Here is a 17,007-nt window from a genome sequence, read left to right as displayed (position 1 = left end):
CGCCCGGGGCCATCCGAAAATCCCCCGGTGGCCCGGGAATTGCAACCCCCACGCAAGGGTTTCCCCGTACGTGGCATACCGGCCCCCACATACGCGTTATGGGCACCTGTGTATGCAAGACGCCGGACAAGCCGCTAACGTCCATGACTGACCCACGAAGGGTCGCCCACGAGCCCTAAAAGCATGAGCACCGACAGCAGCAAGATTCAACCGATCCGCTTCTTCCATCGCGGAAAGATCGTCGACGTCACCGGCGTCCACCCGACCCGTTCCGTGCTCGACTGGCTGCGCGAGGACGCCCGCTGCACCGGCACCAAGGAAGGCTGCAACGAAGGCGACTGCGGCGCCTGCACCGTCGTCATCGGCGAGCTGGCCGCCGACCCTCAGGCTCCCGGCACCGTCGACGGCCTGAGCCTGCAGACCGTCAACGCCTGCATCCAGTTCCTGCCCACGCTGCACGGCAAGGCCCTGTTCACTGTCGAAGACCTCAAGGCGCAGGCGCAGTGCCTGCCGAAGACGCAGACCGGCAGCAACGGCAAGCACCCGGTGCACACGCTGCACCCCGTGCAGCAGGCGATGGTCGACTGCCACGGCTCCCAGTGCGGCTTCTGCACGCCCGGCTTCGTGATGTCGCTGTGGGCCAGCTACGAGCACCACCAGGCCGGCGGCACCCAGCCCACGCGCCAGCAGCTGGCCGACGAGCTCTCGGGCAACCTGTGCCGCTGCACCGGCTACCGCCCCATCCTCGACGCAGGCCAGCGCATGTTCGACCTGCCCGCCGTGCGCCTCGACACCCAACCCGTGATCGCCGCGCTCACCGCGCTGAAGAACGAGGGCTTCGACTACGCCGCCCCGCTGGGCGCGCGCATCGACCACTTCCACGCCCCGAAGACCCTGGCCCAGCTCGCCGCCCTGCGCGAGCAGAAGCCGCGCGCGCAGCTGCTGGCCGGCTCCACCGACGTGGGGCTTTGGGTCAACAAGCAGTTCCGCGACCTGGGCGACATCATCTACCTGGGCGACGTGGCCGAGCTGAAGACCATCGAGGACCGCAAGGACAACGGCGGCGAGCTCTACATCGGCGCCGGCGCCTCGCTCGAGTCCGCCTTCGCGGCGCTGGTGGACCGCGTGCCCAGCCTGGCCGAGGTGTGGCTGCGCTTCGCCTCGCCGCCGATCCGGCATGCCGGCACCATGGGCGGCAACGTGGCCAACGGCTCGCCCATCGGCGATTCGCCGCCGGTGCTGATGTCGCTCGATGCGCAGATCGAACTGCGCCGAGGCGATGTGGTGCGCCGCATGCCGCTGCCCGAGTTCTACCTGGACTACATGAAGAACCAGCTGCAGCCGGGCGAGTTCGTCCAGGGCCTGGCCGTTCCGCACGCCGCGATGCGTCGCCAGGTGCGCGCCTACAAGATCAGCAAGCGCTTCGACTGCGACATCTCGGCGCTGTGCGCGGGCTTCGCCATCGAGCTCGAGGCTGGCAGCGACACGGTGAAGGCCGTGCGCCTGGCCTTCGGCGGCATGGCCGCCGTGGTCAAGCGCGCGGCGAACGCCGAGGCCGCATTGGTCGGCAAGCCGTGGACGCAGGCCAGCGTCGCCACCGCCAAGCTCGCGCTGGCGCAGGACTTCAAGCCGCTGTCGGATATGCGCGCATCGGCCGACTACCGGCTGCTGGTGGCGCAGAACCTCATCCAGCGCCTCTGGCTCGAAACGCGCGCCGAGGACGCGCTGCCGATCGAGGAAACCAGCGTCTGGAGCGTGATGCCCCATGCCGTCAACGCGGCGGCGGAAGGAATCTGAACATGAACAAACCCATCGACGCCCGCCTGCTGCAGCCCGCCGAGGCCTTCGCCGACTACCTGGCCAACACCGCCGCGCGCATCGACGTGGGCGCAGAAGCGCTGGCGCACGAGCGCGGCATGCGCGTGGGCATCAGCCGCCCGCACGAGTCGGCCCACCTGCACGTGGCCGGCGAGGCCACCTACATCGACGACATTCCCGAGCTCGCCGGCACGCTGCACTGCGCGCTGGGGCTTTCACCGGCGGCCAACGGGCGCGTCACGGCGATCTCGCTGGACGCCATTCGCGCGATGCCGGGCGTGGTCGCGGTCATCACGGCCGACGACATTCCGGGCACCAACGACTGCGGCTCGATCATCCATGACGACCCGATCCTGCTGCCGGTGAGCGACGGCGGGGAGATCCGCTACCTCGGCCAGCCGGTGTTCGCGGTGATCGCCGAGACCCGCGACGCCGCGCGCCGCGCCGCCGCGAAGGCCAAGGACGCGCTGACCATCGAGGCGCAGCCGCCGGTGCTCACGCCGCAGGCCGCGCACGAGCGCGGCCAGTACGTGGTGCCGCCGATGCACATCGTGCGCAGCGGCGGTGCCGCCAACGAGGGCGACGAGGCGGCCGTGCGGGCTGCCATCGCCGCGGCGCCGCACCGCCACAAGGCCACCTTCGACGTGGGCGGGCAGGAGCAGTTCTACCTGGAAGGCCAGATCAGCTACGCCATTCCGAAGGAAGGCGGCGCGCTGCACATCCACTGCTCCACGCAGCATCCGAGCGAGATGCAGCACCTGGTGGCGCATGCGCTGCACCTGCAGTCGAACGAGGTGCACGTCGAATGCCGGCGCATGGGCGGCGGCTTCGGCGGCAAGGAATCGCAGTCGGCGCTCTTCGCCTGCGTGGCCGCCATCGCGGCGCGCCAGCTGCAGCGCCCGGTGAAGCTGCGGCTGGACCGCGACGACGACTTCATGGTCACGGGCCGCCGCCACTGCTTCTGGTACGAGTACGAAGTGGGCTACGACGGCGAGGGCCGCATCCTGGGCGCGGAGATCACCATGGTCTCGCGCGCCGGCCACTCGGCCGACCTCTCGGGTCCGGTGATGACCCGCGCGCTGTGCCACTTCGACAACGCCTACTGGCTGCCCAACGTGGCCATGCACGGCTTCTCGGGCAAGACCAACACGCAGAGCAACACGGCCTTCCGCGGCTTCGGCGGCCCGCAGGGCGCCATCGCCATCGAGAACATCATGGACTCGGTGGGCCGTGCGCTGGGGCTCGATCCGCTGGACGTGCGGCGCGTCAACTTCTACGGCAAGACGGAGAACAACGTCACGCCTTACCGCCAGACCGTGACCGACAACATCGTCCACGAACTCGTGGCCGACCTGGAGGCCAGCAGCGACTACCGCGCGCGGCGCGAGGACATCGCTGCCTTCAACGCGAAGAGCCCGGTGCTCAAGCGCGGGCTGGCGCTGGCGCCGCTGAAGTTCGGCATCTCGTTCAACGTGAAGCACTTCAACCAGGCCGGCGCGCTGGTGCACGTGTACACCGACGGCTCGATCCTGGTGAACCATGGCGGCACCGAGATGGGGCAGGGCCTGAACACCAAGGTGGCCCAGGTGGTGGCGCACGAGCTGGGCGTGAGCTTCGAGCGCGTGCGCGTCACGGCCACCGACACGACCAAGGTGGCCAACACCTCGGCCACGGCCGCATCGACCGGCGCCGACCTGAACGGCAAGGCCGCGCAGGACGCGGCGCGCCAGATCCGCGAGCGCCTGGCCGAATGCGCGGCCGAGCGCCACGGCGGCAAGGCCTCCGAGGTGCGCTTCGCCAACGACACGGTCGAGGTCAACGGCCGCTCGCTGGCCTTCAGCACCGTGGTGGGCGAGGCGTACCTCGACCGCAGGCAGCTGTGGTCCGACGGCTTCTACGCCACGCCCGGCCTGAGCTGGGACAAGGACAAGATGCAGGGCCGCCCGTTCTACTACTACGCCTACGGCGCGGCGGTGAGCGAGGTGATCGTGGACACGCTCACCGGCGAATGGAAGCTGCTGCGCGCCGACATCCTGCACGACGCGGGCAAGTCGCTGAACCCGGCGGTGGACATCGGCCAGGTCGAGGGCGCGTTCATCCAGGGCATGGGCTGGCTCACCACCGAGGAGCTGGTGTGGCATCCGCAGAGCGGCAAGCTCACCACGCACGCGCCCAGCACCTACAAGATCCCGACGGCCAACGACTGCCCGCCGGTGTTCAACGTGCGCCTGTTCGAGGGTCAGAACTTCGAGGACTCGATCCACCGCAGCAAGGCCGTGGGCGAGCCGCCGCTGCTGCTGCCGTTCTCGGTGTTCTTCGCGATCCGCGACGCGGTCTCGGCCGCGGGCGGCCACAGGGTCGATCCGCCGCTGAAGGCGCCGGCCACGAGCGAGTCGATCCTGCGTGCGATCACTGCCGTGCAGGGGTGATGGCTGCCGTGAAAGCGGACAGCCGGACGCAGAGGACGCGAAGGTTTCGCGAAGGTCGCAGAAGGAAAACCGAAAAAATGTCTTCGGTCCCTTTCGCGACTTCTGCGCAACTTCTGTCTGCCTTCTGCGTTCGGCTGCCCGATTTCTTCCGGCGTATAACCATCCGCATTGCTCACTACCAGGCACGCGGCCATGAGAGACCAGGCTCTTTTCGACAAGATCGATCTGCACCTCATCCGGGTGCTTCACACCGTGCTGACCGACCGCAGCGTCTCGCGGGCGGCCATCCGGCTGGGCATGTACCAGCCGGCGGTGTCGGCTGCACTGAAGCGGCTGCGCGAGCTCTCGGGCGATCCGCTGCTGGTGCGATCGGGCTCTGGCATGGTGCCCACCGACGCGGGGCTGCGCATGATCGAGCCTGCGGCCAGCATCCTGCGCGCGGCGGAGATGCTGTTCTCGGATGCGCGCGGCTTCGATCCGCAGTCGGCGGCCACCACCTTCCGCATCGCGGCCAGCGACTACATGGACCCGCTGTTCCTGCCCATGCTGGTGGCGCAGGTCAAGCGCGACGCGCCGCTGTGCCAGATCGAGATCCACGCGCTCACGCCCGACTCGGACTACCACGGACACCTGGCGCTCGGCCAGGTCGACCTGGTGATCGGCAACTGGCTCAAGCCGCCGGAAGACCTGCACATGGCGCGGCTCTTCGGGGACGACGTGGTCTCGCTGGTCAACAAGGACCATCCGGCGGTGCGCCGCGGCTGGGACCTGGAGACCTGGCTGGCGGCCGAGCACATCGCGCCCACGCCCATGCACCCGGGGGGGCGCGGCATCATCGACCAGATGCTCGACGAGCTGGGCCGGCAGCGCAACATCACGGCGCGCTGCGCGCACTTCGGGCTCATTCCGGACATGGTCGCCTCCAGCCTGCTGGTGCTGACCACCGGCCGACAGTACTGCGAGCGCTTCGCTGCGCGGCTGCCGCTGAAGATCCTCGACTGCCCGGTGGCGCTGCCGCGCCTCATGTACTACCAGCTCTGGCACGAACGCACCCATTCGTCGAGCTCGGCGCGCTGGCTGCGCGAATGCATCAAGGAGGTGGCGGCGTCGCTGCGGCCTCCGGCTTCCGCCATATCAGGCGCCACGGCGCGCCCGCCCGCCGCACCTGAAACCTCGGACCCCTGAGAAAACCCCGTTCGCGCCGGCGTCGTGAGCGGGGGAACGATGAAACCGCCACTACAACAGCTGGAGACAAGCGAAATGAGTACGTTTGAACAGGCGCCCAAGGGCGCCGAGCCCCGCGCGCCGGGGCATGTCGAGTCCGCGCGCTCGCGCGCGGCTGTGGGCAGCGCAAGCGGCTCGGGTCTGCTTGAACGCCTGTTCAAGCTCGATGCGCACAACACCACGGTGCGCACCGAAGTCATCGCGGGGCTGACCACCTTCCTGACGATGGCCTACATCATCTTCGTGAACCCGTCGATCCTCGGCGACGCGGGCATGCCCAAGGGCGCGGTCTTCGTGGCCACCTGCCTGATCGCGGCGCTGGGCACGCTCATCATGGGCCTGTACGCCAACTACCCGATCGCCATGGCGCCGGGCATGGGCCTGAACGCCTACTTCTCCTACGTGGTGGTGCTGGGCATGGGCTACACGTGGCAGGTGGCGCTGGGCGCGGTCTTCATCTCGGGCTGCCTGTTCCTGATCGTCACGGTCACCGGGCTGCGGGAGCTCTTCATACAGGGCATACCGCAGTCGCTGCGAACGGCGATCACGGTGGGCATCGGCATGTTCCTGGCGCTCATCGCACTGAAGAGCGCCGGCGTGGTGGCCGCATCGCCCGCCACCTTCGTCACGCTGGGCGACCTGCACTCGGCGCCGGTGATCCTGGCGACGCTGGGCTTCCTCATCATCGTGGCGCTGGACAAGCTCAAGGTGCGCGGCGCGATCCTGATCGGGATCATCACGGTGACGGTGCTGTCCTTCTTCTTCGGCGGCAACAAGTTCCACGGCGTGTTCGACGCGCCGCCGTCCATCGCGCCGACCTTCATGCAGCTGGACATCCTGGGCGCGCTCAAGGGCGGCATCCTGAACGTGGTGCTGGTGTTCTTCCTGGTCGAGATGTTCGACGCCACCGGCACGCTGATGGGCGTGGCCAAGCGCGCAGGCCTGCTGGTACCGGGCAAGATGGAGCGCATGAACAAGGCGCTGCTGGCCGACAGCGGCGCGATCTTCGCGGGCTCGCTGCTCGGCACCTCGAGCACCACGGCCTACGTGGAAAGCGCGGCCGGCGTGCAGGCGGGCGGGCGCACCGGCCTCACGGCCGTGGTGGTTGCGCTGCTCTTCCTGGCCTGCCTGATGATCTCGCCGCTGGCGGGCTCGGTGCCGGCCTACGCCACCGCGCCGGCGCTGCTCTTCGTGGGCTGCCTGATGCTGCGCGACCTGGTCGAGCTCGACTGGGAGGACACCACCGAAGTGATCCCGGCGGCGGTGACCGCGCTGGCCATGCCCTTCACCTACTCGATCGCCAACGGCCTGGCCTTCGGCTTCATCACCTACGCCGTGCTGAAGCTGTGCACCGGGCGGGCACGGGAAGTGCATGCGATGGTCTGGGTCATCGCAGCCGTGTTCCTCTTCAAGTTCGCCTACATCGGCGGGCACTGAAGCAGTGAGCTGAGCGAAGCGCCGTCGGGCGCCGATGGTCGCGGGGACGCCATTAGACTCATGGCCGTTCCCGCTTTGTTGCTGTTGAACGAGACAAATCCACGAAACCCGGCATGACAACCCCCAGACTCCAGCTCGCTCACATCACCAAGCGGTATCCCGCGGTGGTGGCCAACAGCGACATCTCCCTGAGCGTCGCGCCCGGCGAAATCCACGCCGTGCTCGGCGAGAACGGCGCCGGCAAGTCGACCCTGATGAAGATCATCTACGGCTCGGTGAAGCCCGACGAGGGCACGGTGATGTTCGACGGCCAGGCCGTCAGCCTGCGCAACCCGCAGCAGGCGAGGGCGCTGGGCATCAGCATGGTGTTCCAGCACTTCAGCCTGTTCGACACGCTCACCGTGGCCGAGAACGTCTGGCTGGGACTCGACAAATCGCTGCAGCTGGCCGAGGTCACGCGCAGCATCACCGCCAAGGCCAGCGAGTACGGCCTGGACATCGACCCCTCGCGCCCGGTGCACACGCTGTCGGTGGGCGAGATGCAGCGGGTGGAGATCATCCGCGCGCTGCTCACCAACCCCAGGCTGCTGATCCTCGACGAGCCGACCTCTGTGCTGACGCCGCAGGCGGTGATCAAGCTCTTCACGGTGCTGAAGAAACTGTCTTCCGAGGGCTGCAGCATCCTCTACATCAGCCACAAGCTGCACGAGATCCAGGAGCTGTGCAGCGCCTGCACCGTGCTGCGCGGCGGCAAGGTGACGGGGGTGTGCAATCCGCAGAACGAGAGCACGCAGTCGCTGTCGCGGCTGATGATCGGCAGCGAGCCGCCGCCGCTGCAGCACCGGCCGGTGCACGCGGGCGCGGTGGCGCTGCGCGTCGACGGGCTGTCGCTGGCGCGCGAGGACCAGTTCGGCGTCGATCTCGACGGCATTTCCTTCGAGGTGCGCGCGGGCGAGGTCGTCGGCATCGCGGGCGTCTCGGGCAACGGCCAGAAGGAGCTGCTCTACGCGCTCTCGGGCGAGGACGTGCGCGCCGAGGCGCCGATGGTGCGCGTATTCGACAAGCCGGCAGGGCGGCTGCGCCCCCGGGCGCGACGCGCGCTGGGCTTGCATTTCGTGCCCGAGGAGCGGCTGGGCCGCGGCGCCGTGCCCACGCTGGGGCTCGCGCACAACCTGCTGCTCACGCGCAGCGAGGCCGTGGGCCGGGGCGGGTGGATCAGCACCGGCGCGCTGGAGCGCCAGGCCAAGGCCATCATCGAGCGTTTCAAGGTCAAGGCAGGAGGTCCGAAGGCGGCAGCGCGCTCGCTCTCGGGCGGCAACCTGCAGAAATTCATCGTCGGGCGCGAGATCGACGCGAACCCGAAGCTCTTCATCGTCTCGCAGCCGACCTGGGGGGTGGACGTGGGCGCGGCCGCGCTGATCCACGCCGAGATCCTCGCGTTGCGCGACGCGGGCTGCGCCGTGCTGGTCATCAGCGAGGAGCTCGACGAACTGTTCAATATCAGCGACCGGCTGCATGTGATCGCCAAGGGGCGGCTGTCGCCTTCCATCGACCGCGCGGCCGCCACGCTGCAGCAGATCGGCGAGTGGATGAGTGGCCTGTGGCAGGGCGAAGGCAATAAAACCTCGGAGGCGGCCCATGCTCAAGCTTGAACCGCGTCCGGAGCTGTCCCGCTTCTGGAGCTATGCCTCGCCGATCCTGGCGCTGCTGATCACCGTGCTCATCGGCGTCGCGCTCTTCGCCGCGCTGGGCAAGGACCCGGTCAAGGGCCTGCTGGTGTTCTTCTACGAGCCCATCAAGAGCGGCTACGCCATCGGCGAGCTGATGGTGAAGGCCACGCCGCTGCTCATCATTGCGCTGGGGCTGGCGGTGTGCTTCCGCTCCAACGTGTGGAACATCGGCGCCGAGGGGCAGTTCGTGTTCGGCGCGATCGCGGCGGGCGGCGTGGCGCTTTTGGCCGACAAGAACACGGGGCAGTGGATCGTCGTGGCCATCCTGCTGGCGGGCATCGTCGGCGGCATGGTGTGGGCGGGCATCGTCGCCTTCCTGCGCGACAGGTGCAACGCCAACGAGATCCTGGTGAGCCTGATGCTGGTCTACGTGGCTACGCTGCTGCTGGGCTACATGGTCTACGGACCCTGGAAGGACCCGCACGGCTACAACTTCCCGCAGACCAAGACCTTCGAGGCGGTCACGCAGATCCCGCGACTGTTCAAGGGCTCGCGCGTGACCATCGGCCTCGTCATCGCCCTCGTGGGGGCGGGGGCGCTGTGGGTGTTCCTGTTCCGCACGCGCGCGGGCTTCGCGCAGCAGGTCGGCGGGCTGGCGCCGGCGGCTTCGCGCTATGCGGGCTTCTCGGCGCGGCGCGCTGTGTGGGTCGCGCTGCTGACCTCGGGCGCCGCAGCCGGCCTTGCCGGCGCGCTCGAAGTGGCAGGGCCGCTGGGCCAGCTCACGCCCTACGTGCCGGCGGGCTACGGCTTCGCGGCCATCATCGTGGCCTTCGTCGGGCGTCTGCATCCGGTGGGCATGATCTTCTCGGCCATCCTGATGAGCATGTTCTACATCGGCGGCGAGCTGGCGCAGTCGCGACTGGGGCTGCCCAAGTCGCTCACCGGCGTGTTCCAGGGGCTGCTGCTGTTCACGCTGCTGGCCTGCGACACGCTCATTGCCTACCGCATCCGGCGCAAGGCGGCTGCGAAGGCGGCATCCTCCATGACCACTGCCTCGCTGCAGGCGAGCACGCCCATTACCGCACCCGTCGCGCGTGCCACCGAAGGGAGCAACTGACCATGGAAAGCTACGCACTCCTCTTGGGTTCCACGCTGAGCGCTGGCACCGTGCTCGCCATCGCTGCACTGGGCCTGCTCATCAACGAGAAGGCCGGCATCGTCAACCTCGGCGCCGAGGGCATGATGCTCTGCGCCGCCATCGCGGGCTTCGCGACGGTCGTCACCACGCACAACCCCTGGCTCGGCTTCCTGGCCGGCATGGCGGCGGGCGCCTTGCTCGCGGCCTTCTTCGGCGTGCTGGTGATCTGGCTCAACACCAACCAGTACGCGACCGGCCTCGCGCTGAGCCTGTTCGGCGTGGGCTTCTCGGCCTTCGCTGGCATCAGCTTCGTGCAGGCCAAGCTGCCGGAAAGCGCCTCGTACGCCATTCCGGTGCTGGGCGACATCCCGCTGGTCGGGCCGGCGCTGTTCCGCCATCACCCGATGGTGTATTTCGCGGTGGTGCTGACCTTCGGGCTGATCTGGTTCCTCTACCGCACGCGCGCGGGCCTGGTGCTGCGCTCGGTGGGCGAGTCGCCGGAGTCGGCGCATGCGCTGGGCTACCCGGTGCGGCGCATCCGCTTCATGGCGGTGATCGCGGGCGGCTCGCTGTGCGGGCTGGCGGGCGCGTATCTCTCGACGGTGTACACGCCGCTGTGGGTCGAGGGCATGGTGGCCGGCCGAGGCTGGATCGCGCTGGCGCTCACCACCTTCGCCACCTGGCGGCCGGTGCGCGTGCTGCTGGGCGCCTACCTGTTCGGCGGGGTGTCGATGCTGGGCTTCCACCTGCAAAGCAGCGGCGTGGACGTGCCGGCGCAGTTCCTCAGCATGCTGCAGTACATCGCGCCGATCGTGGTGCTGGCGCTGATCTCGCGCAACCCGGCTTTCATCCGCGCCAACATGCCGGCTTCCATCGGGAAACCGTTCTACCCCGGCTCATAATCGCGTTTTTCGTTTTCCCGCCAACCTGTCCTTTTGAGGATTTCCGACAATGAATGATCTGAACAAGCGCTCCCTGCTCAAGCTGGCCGCCCTCACGGCGGTCGCTTCGGCGGCCCTGATCGGCTGCGGCAAGAAAGAAGAAGCGGCGGCTCCTGCGGCTGCACCCGCGCCGGCCCCGGCACCCGCCGCGGCGGCTCCGGCCCCGGCAGCGCCGCTGAACATCGCATTCGCATACGTCGGCCCGGTTGGCGACGGCGGCTGGACCTTCGCGCACGACAACGCCCGCAAGGCGCTCGAGAAGGAATTCGGCGACAAGATCAAGACCACCTTCGTCGAGAGCGTGCCGGAAGGCGCCGACGCCGAGCGCGTGTTCCGCGACATGGTCGGCCAGGGCAACAAGCTGATCTTCGGCACCACCTTCGGCTACATGGAGCCCATGCTGAAGGTCGCGGCCGACAGCAAGGACGTGAAGTTCGAGCACGCCACCGGCTACAAGACCTCCGACAACATGCGCACCTACGACAGCCGCACGTACGAAGGCGCGTACATGGCCGGCGTGATCGCCGGCGCCATGACCAAGAGCAACACGCTGGGCGTGGTCGGCTCGGTGCCTATTCCCGAAGTGCTGCGCAACATCAACAGCTTCACGCTGGGCGCCCAGTCGGTGAACCCGAAGATCACGACCAAGGTCGTGTGGGTGAACGAGTGGTTCAGCCCGCCGAAGGAAACCGAAGCCGCCACCGCCCTCATCAACGGCGGCGCCGACGTGCTGTTCCAGAACACCGACTCGCCGGCCGTGCTCAAGACCGCGCAGGAAAAGGGCAAGCGCGCCTTCGGCTGGGACTCCGACATGACCGCCTACGGTCCCAAGGCCCACCTGGCCTCGGCCACCATCAACTGGGCCCCGTACTACATCAAGGCCACCCAGGAAGCCCTGGACGGCAAGTGGACCACCGGCCAGGCCTGGTGGGGCGTGAAGGAAGGCGCGATCGACCTCGTCTCCATCGCCGAAGACGTGCCGGCCGAAACCAAGGCCAAGGTCGAGGAAGTGAAGAAGGGCCTGAAGGACGGCAGCTTCGTGATCTGGAAGGGCCCGATCCTCGGCCAGGACGGCAAGGAAGTGGTCGCCAAGGACGCGGTGGCCGACGACAAGTTCCTGTCGGGCGTGAACTTCTACGTCAAGGGCGTGGAAGGCAAGGTGCCCGGCGGCGACAAGAAGTAAAGCTCGCCCCCAGGCTGCGCGGACACTGCGTGCCCGCTGCGCCAACCCCCTACCGGGGGCAACACCTGCGGCCCGGCAAAGCCGGTTCCGCGGTGTTCGCGAAGGAGCCCGGGCTGCGCCGGGCGCTTCATATACACCGAAAAGTTCTAACGACCCGCACATGTTGCGGGTTTTCTTTTTTTAAGGGGTTACCTACCTGAAACCTCTCGGCCTCCGCTAAAGTAACAATTAGTGTCACTATTGCGTGCCGTCGCAGGGCGGAACGCAGTCCGAGGCAAGTCCCGGAGGACCATCCACGCTCCATCACGACGAGACTGAAATGCAGGACGCAGTCACCAATCCCACGCACGCGGCGTCGCAGCCGAATTTGCCCGAGCCGCTGGAGATTCCGGGTTACGAGTTGCTGGAGGAGCTGGGCGCCGGCGGCTACGGCATCGTCTATCGCGCATTGCAGCGAAGCACGGGAACCGTGGTCGCGATCAAGGTCGTGAAGCTGCAGGTGGGCAGCCAGCGCGTGGCGCGCTTCCATCGCGAGACGAAGCTGTGCGCCTCGCTGCACCATCCGCACATCGTGCAGCTGCTCGACAAGGGCGAGCAGGGGCCCTGCGTCTACGGCGTCTTCGAGTACGTGCCCGGAGAAACGCTCACCAGCCTGATCCGGCGCAAGGGCGCGCTCACGGCCACCGAGACCGGCCACCTGATGGCCGAGGTGCTCGACGCACTCGACTGCGCGCACAGCGCGGGCATCGTGCACCGCGACCTGAAGCCCGACAACGTGATGGTCACGTTCACCGGCGCCGTTCCGCACGCGAAGGTGCTGGACTTCGGCATCGGCACCGTCATTCCCTCGAACCGCGGCGACGAGTTCCCCACGCTCACGATGACCGACGAGGCCCTGGGCACGCCGGCCTACAGCGCGCCCGAGCAGCTGCGCGGCGAGCCGCCGGGCGTGAAGTCCGACCTGTACGCGTGGGGCCTGATGTTCATCGAGTGCCTCACCGGTGCGCCCGCCATCCGCGGCGCCTCGGCGGCGGAGATCCTTCACCAGCAGCTCAGCCCGCAGGAGGTGCCGCTGCCCGCAGAGATCGCCAGCCACCCGGTCGCCTCCGTGCTGCGCCAGGCGCTGCGCAAGAAGGCGGCCGACCGCAGCGATTCCGCCGCCACCTTGCTGGCCGAACTCGGACGCCTGCGGCTGGACGACCTCGTCGGCGTGCTGCGTTCAGCCAAGCAGGCGCAGGACGAAGCGCTCGCGCAGACCGTGATCACCACGCGCGGTTTCTCCGAGAAGCGCCAGCTCACCGTGCTGTGCTGCAGCGTCTCGGTGTGGCCCGACGCGGCCGACGACGAGAGCGCCGACGAGGCCCTGCCTTCCGACATCGAGAACCTGGAGCTGCTGCAGCGCAACGAGCTCGCGCTGTTCTCCGAGACCGCCACGCGCCGCGGCGGCCTGCTGGCGGGCACGCTGGGCGACCGGATGATCGTGCTCTTCGGCTATCCGCACGCCAGCGACACCGACGCGCGGCAGGCCGGCCGCACGGCCATGGAACTCATCGCCCTGAGCCGCCAGCGCTCCGCCGCCATCGAGCAGGAGCACGGCGTGCACCTCGGTATTCGCATGGGCATGCACACCGGCATGGCGATCGTCGCCGCCGGCGAGATTCCCTCGGGCCATGCCGTCAACGTCGCGGTGCGGCTCGAAGGCGTGGCCGACACCGGCACGCTGCTGGCGAGCGAGAGCAGCTACCGCCTGCTGAGCCGCCACGCGAGCTTCGACAAGGCCGGCACCGTCACGCTGCCGGGCCAGTCAGGCGGCATCCAGACCTACCGCCTCGGCGGCGAGCAGCAGGCGCTGGCCTCCGACGGCTTCGCCGAGCAGGCGCTGCACAAGGCCTGCATCGGCCGCGAGGCCGAGCTGCAGCAGCTGCGCTCGGCATGGACCCGGGCCCGCGAAGGGCAGGGTGGCGCGGTGTGGATTCGCGGCGAGCCCGGTATCGGCAAGTCGTGCCTGGCCGACGTGCTGCGCGAGCAGGTCGCCAAGGAGGGGCTGCAGACCGTCGTCGCGCAGTGCCAGCCCGAGAACCAGAACAACGCGCTGACGCCGTTCCTCGCGCTGCTGCGCCAGCGGCTCGACGCCATGCCCGACGCCGCCTCGCCCGAGGCGCGCCGCGAGCGCCTGCGCGAGGCCCTGCAGGCCGCAGGCTGCGATGGCGAGGCCGTGCTGCCGATCTTCTGCGCGTGGCTGTCGCTGCCGCTGGGCGACCGCACGCCGAGCCAGATGTCGCCGCCGATGCAGAAGGCGCTGCTGCTGCAGTCGATCGCGCAGTGGCTGCTGCACATGGCCGAGGCCTCGCCGTTACTGCTGCTTCTGGAGGACGTCCACTGGGCCGACCCCACGACCATCGAGTTCGTCGAGCAGCTCATCGCCCAGCTGCCGCAGCGGCGCGTGCTGCTGGTGCTCACTGCGCGCCCCGAATGGGTGAAGCCCGAGGCCATGCAGGCCGAGTGCATCGAGGTGCGCCGGCTCGAAGATGTGCAGGCCGCCGAGCTGGCGCGGCAGGCGCTGGCGCCGCGCGCCGTCGCGCCGCAGGTGATCGACAACGTGGTGCAGCGCACCGACGGCGTGCCGCTGTTCATCCAGGAAATGGCGCGCATGATGCTCGACGCCTACCTGGTCGAGAAGGACCACGTCTGGGTCTTCAAGGACACGGCGCAGCCGGCGGCGATTCCGGTCACGCTGCGGGACTCTCTGGTGAGCCGCTTCGACCGGCTCGGCGCCGTCAAGGGCCTGCTGCAGCTCGCCGCCACCATCGGACGCCAGTTCGAGGCCGAACTGCTGTGCGCCTGCTCGGGCAAGAGCGCCGAGGCGATGGACAAGGACATGTCCGTGCTGCTCGATGCGGGCCTGGTCGCGCCTGCGGGCCAGCCGGGCAGCTTCATCTTCCGCCACGCGCTGATCCGCGATACCGCCTACGAGAGCATGCTGGTCGCGCAGCGCCGGCAGCTGCACCGCAACGTCGCGCAGACGCTGATGGACAGCCAGCCGCAATACGTGGCGAACGAACCCGGCAACGTGGCCCAGCACTGGGCCGATGCGGGCGAGTACGCGCAGGCGGTGGCGCTGGCGGTGCGCCAGCTGCGCATCACGCAGCACCGCTCGCTCAACGACGAAACGATTTCCTACGCGCAACACATCGACGGCTGGATGGCGCACCTGGAAGGCGAGGCGCAGCGCGAGGCGCGGCTGGACGTGAACAGCTACGTCACGCAGGCCATGATGAACAAGTACGGCTGGGCGCATGCGCAGGTGGTCGACCGCATCGCGCTGTCGCAGGAACTGCTGTCCGACGAGGTGCCGCGCGAGAAGCAGGTGCAGCATCTCTGGACGCTGATCACCTTCCACCACGTGGCGAGCAATCGCGCCGAGGTGCAGCAGCTGAGCAACCGCCTGCTCGACCAGGCCGTGCAGCAGCAGGACCAGGGCGTGTTCGTCGCGGCGCAGACCTACCTCGGCCTCGCGCACTACTCCGACGGCGACTTCGAGCGCGCCGAGCAGTCGCTGACCGACGCCGTCGAGCGCTACAACCCCGAGGCCCACGCGCACCATGCGGCCGACTTCGGCTTCGACACCCGCGTGTGGGCGACCACCGGCCGCGCGCTGGTGCGCTGGTTCGCGGGCCACGACGCCGCCGCGCGCGCCGACGCCACCAATGCCGTGCGCTGGGCACGCGAGATGTCGCACATCCCGTCGCTGAGCATGGCGCTGCTCTACCAGAGCCTGGGCCACCAGGGCCGCAACGACAAAGCGCGCGCACTGGTGAGCACCGGCGAGCTGCTGGGCATCACGCAGCGCTACGGCCTGCCGGCGTTCCAGGGCTACGCCGAGATCATCCGCTGCTGGGCCACCGGCGACGTCGCCAACATTGCGCAGGCCGATGCCTGGATCCAGGCGCTGTGGGCCATGGGCTGCCGCTACTGCCAGACTTACTACCGCGCCTTCGCTGCCGACACGCTGGCCGCCAACGGGCGCTGGGACGAGGCGCTGCAGCGCATCGACGAATGCCTGCGCATGACCGACGAGCTCAAGGAAGGGCTCTACCGCTCGGAGCTGCACCTGCAGAAGGCCCGCTACCTGCAGGCCTCGGGCGGCGACCGCGGCGCAGTGGCCGCGTGCTTCGCGAAAGCCGCCGAGGTGGCGCGCGAAGGCGCCAAGTACAGGACCGAATACGAGGCGCTGTCGGCGATGCAGGCTTTGGCGGACTCCGCCTCGCCCGACATCGCCGAGCGCCTGAAGAATCTGGCCGCACTGCGGCCGGAGTTGCCCGCGCGCGTGCCGACGCACGCGCCGATTTCCTCTTGAACCAAGGATGAAGTAATCATGACTTTCCAAGTCCAAAGCGGTGATCCGCTGCTCGAGTTCCGCCTGGCCTACCTGCGCGCCATCGCCCGTTCGTGGCAGGACGACGCCTACCGCCGCGAACTGCTCGACCAGCAGGACATCCAGCCGATGCTGCACCGCGACTTCGGCCTGCCGACGGCCTGGCCGCAGCTGGACGTGTCGCTGTTCCAGAGCCCCGATCCGGCCCAGCGCGCCGAATGGAAGCCGATGCTGACTTCCGGCTGGGTCGGCCCCGACGACTCCTTCGTCATCGTGCTGCCGCAGGCTCCGGCCTCGAACGCCACCGAAGCCCTGGCCGCCTACTACCAGCTGTTCCCGAACTTCATGGGTTCTTCCGCTGCCTTCGAGATTCCTCCGGGCATCGTGGGCGGCGCGCTGCCCACCGGCCTGGGCATTCCCGGCGGCAACGAGGGCTCGCTGCTGGCCTTCGGCGGCGTGGTGCTGCGCGCGATCGCCATCGCATGGCAGTCGCCCGAGCTGCAGTACGAGCTGACCCGCGACCCCGAGACCGACAAGGCGAACGTGCTGAGCCAATGGCTGGGCTACAACAACCCGTTCAACTTCAAGATCCTGTTCACCACCAACTCGGCCTTCACCTGGGACGCGACGAAGTGCGAATGGAACCAGAAGAACGCCGACGGCACCGCGATCAAGAACGCCATCCGCCTGAACTACCCGACGGCACCGGTGGAAGAGAACATGCGCGCCATCGCGCTGACCTCGTACAACAACACGGGCGACCCCTATCCCTTCACCTGCTGAGTCCGCGAC

At 68.6% G+C, this 17,007-nt stretch carries 10 protein-coding genes; all 10 read left to right on the top strand.

The genetic code is table 11. The annotated features are described in order from the left end of the window. Positions 1-183: 183 nt before the first annotated feature. The 10 genes from xdhA (at position 184) to ABL838_RS22350 (ending at position 16,998) form a co-directional block, all read left to right on the top strand. Entirely contained in the window at positions 184-1,797 is a 1,614-nt protein-coding gene (gene xdhA / locus ABL838_RS22395; protein ID WP_418121971.1) for a xanthine dehydrogenase small subunit, read from the top strand. A gap of 2 nt (positions 1,798-1,799) precedes the next feature. Then, a complete protein-coding gene (gene xdhB / locus ABL838_RS22390) occupies positions 1,800-4,247 on the top strand; it encodes a xanthine dehydrogenase molybdopterin binding subunit (RefSeq protein ID WP_418121970.1) in 2,448 nt (815 codons plus the stop codon). A gap of 192 nt (positions 4,248-4,439) precedes the next feature. Continuing rightward, positions 4,440-5,432, top strand: coding sequence for a LysR family transcriptional regulator (locus tag ABL838_RS22385; RefSeq protein WP_126024315.1), 993 nt, complete (start codon positions 4,440-4,442; stop codon positions 5,430-5,432). Between the two features lie 75 nt (positions 5,433-5,507). Then, on the top strand, positions 5,508-6,908 hold the full coding sequence (locus ABL838_RS22380; RefSeq protein ID WP_418121969.1) for an NCS2 family permease: 1,401 nt from the start codon (positions 5,508-5,510) through the stop codon (positions 6,906-6,908). 113 nt (positions 6,909-7,021) lie between these two features. Continuing rightward, complete coding sequence (locus ABL838_RS22375; RefSeq protein ID WP_126024317.1) at positions 7,022-8,560, top strand: ABC transporter ATP-binding protein; 1,539 nt, start codon at positions 7,022-7,024, stop codon at positions 8,558-8,560. Beyond that, entirely contained in the window at positions 8,547-9,695 is a 1,149-nt protein-coding gene (locus ABL838_RS22370) for an ABC transporter permease (protein WP_369661306.1), read from the top strand. Before ABL838_RS22375 ends, ABL838_RS22370 begins: the two co-directional genes overlap by 14 nt. 2 nt (positions 9,696-9,697) lie before the next feature. Further along, entirely contained in the window at positions 9,698-10,618 is a 921-nt protein-coding gene (locus ABL838_RS22365) for an ABC transporter permease (protein ID WP_126024319.1), read from the top strand. Positions 10,619-10,667: 49 nt separating this feature from the next. Then, positions 10,668-11,840 carry a BMP family ABC transporter substrate-binding protein gene (locus ABL838_RS22360; protein ID WP_184641528.1) on the top strand — a complete coding sequence of 391 codons (1,173 nt, stop codon included), beginning with the start codon at positions 10,668-10,670 and terminating at the stop codon, positions 11,838-11,840. 319 nt (positions 11,841-12,159) lie between these two features. Continuing rightward, entirely contained in the window at positions 12,160-16,197 is a 4,038-nt protein-coding gene (locus ABL838_RS22355) for a TOMM system kinase/cyclase fusion protein (RefSeq protein ID WP_418121968.1), read from the top strand. 18 nt (positions 16,198-16,215) lie between these two features. Continuing rightward, a complete protein-coding gene (locus ABL838_RS22350; protein ID WP_126024322.1) occupies positions 16,216-16,998 on the top strand; it encodes a BMA_0021/BMA_0022 family TOMM bacteriocin in 783 nt (260 codons plus the stop codon). Positions 16,999-17,007: the final 9 nt, after the last annotated feature.

Source organism: Variovorax sp. 160MFSha2.1 (genome assembly GCF_048305075.1).
Classification (GTDB): domain Bacteria; phylum Pseudomonadota; class Gammaproteobacteria; order Burkholderiales; family Burkholderiaceae_C; genus Variovorax; species Variovorax guangxiensis.
The sequence above is the reverse complement of the archived record's forward strand: the minus strand, read 5'-3'. Positions and strand labels throughout refer to the sequence as shown.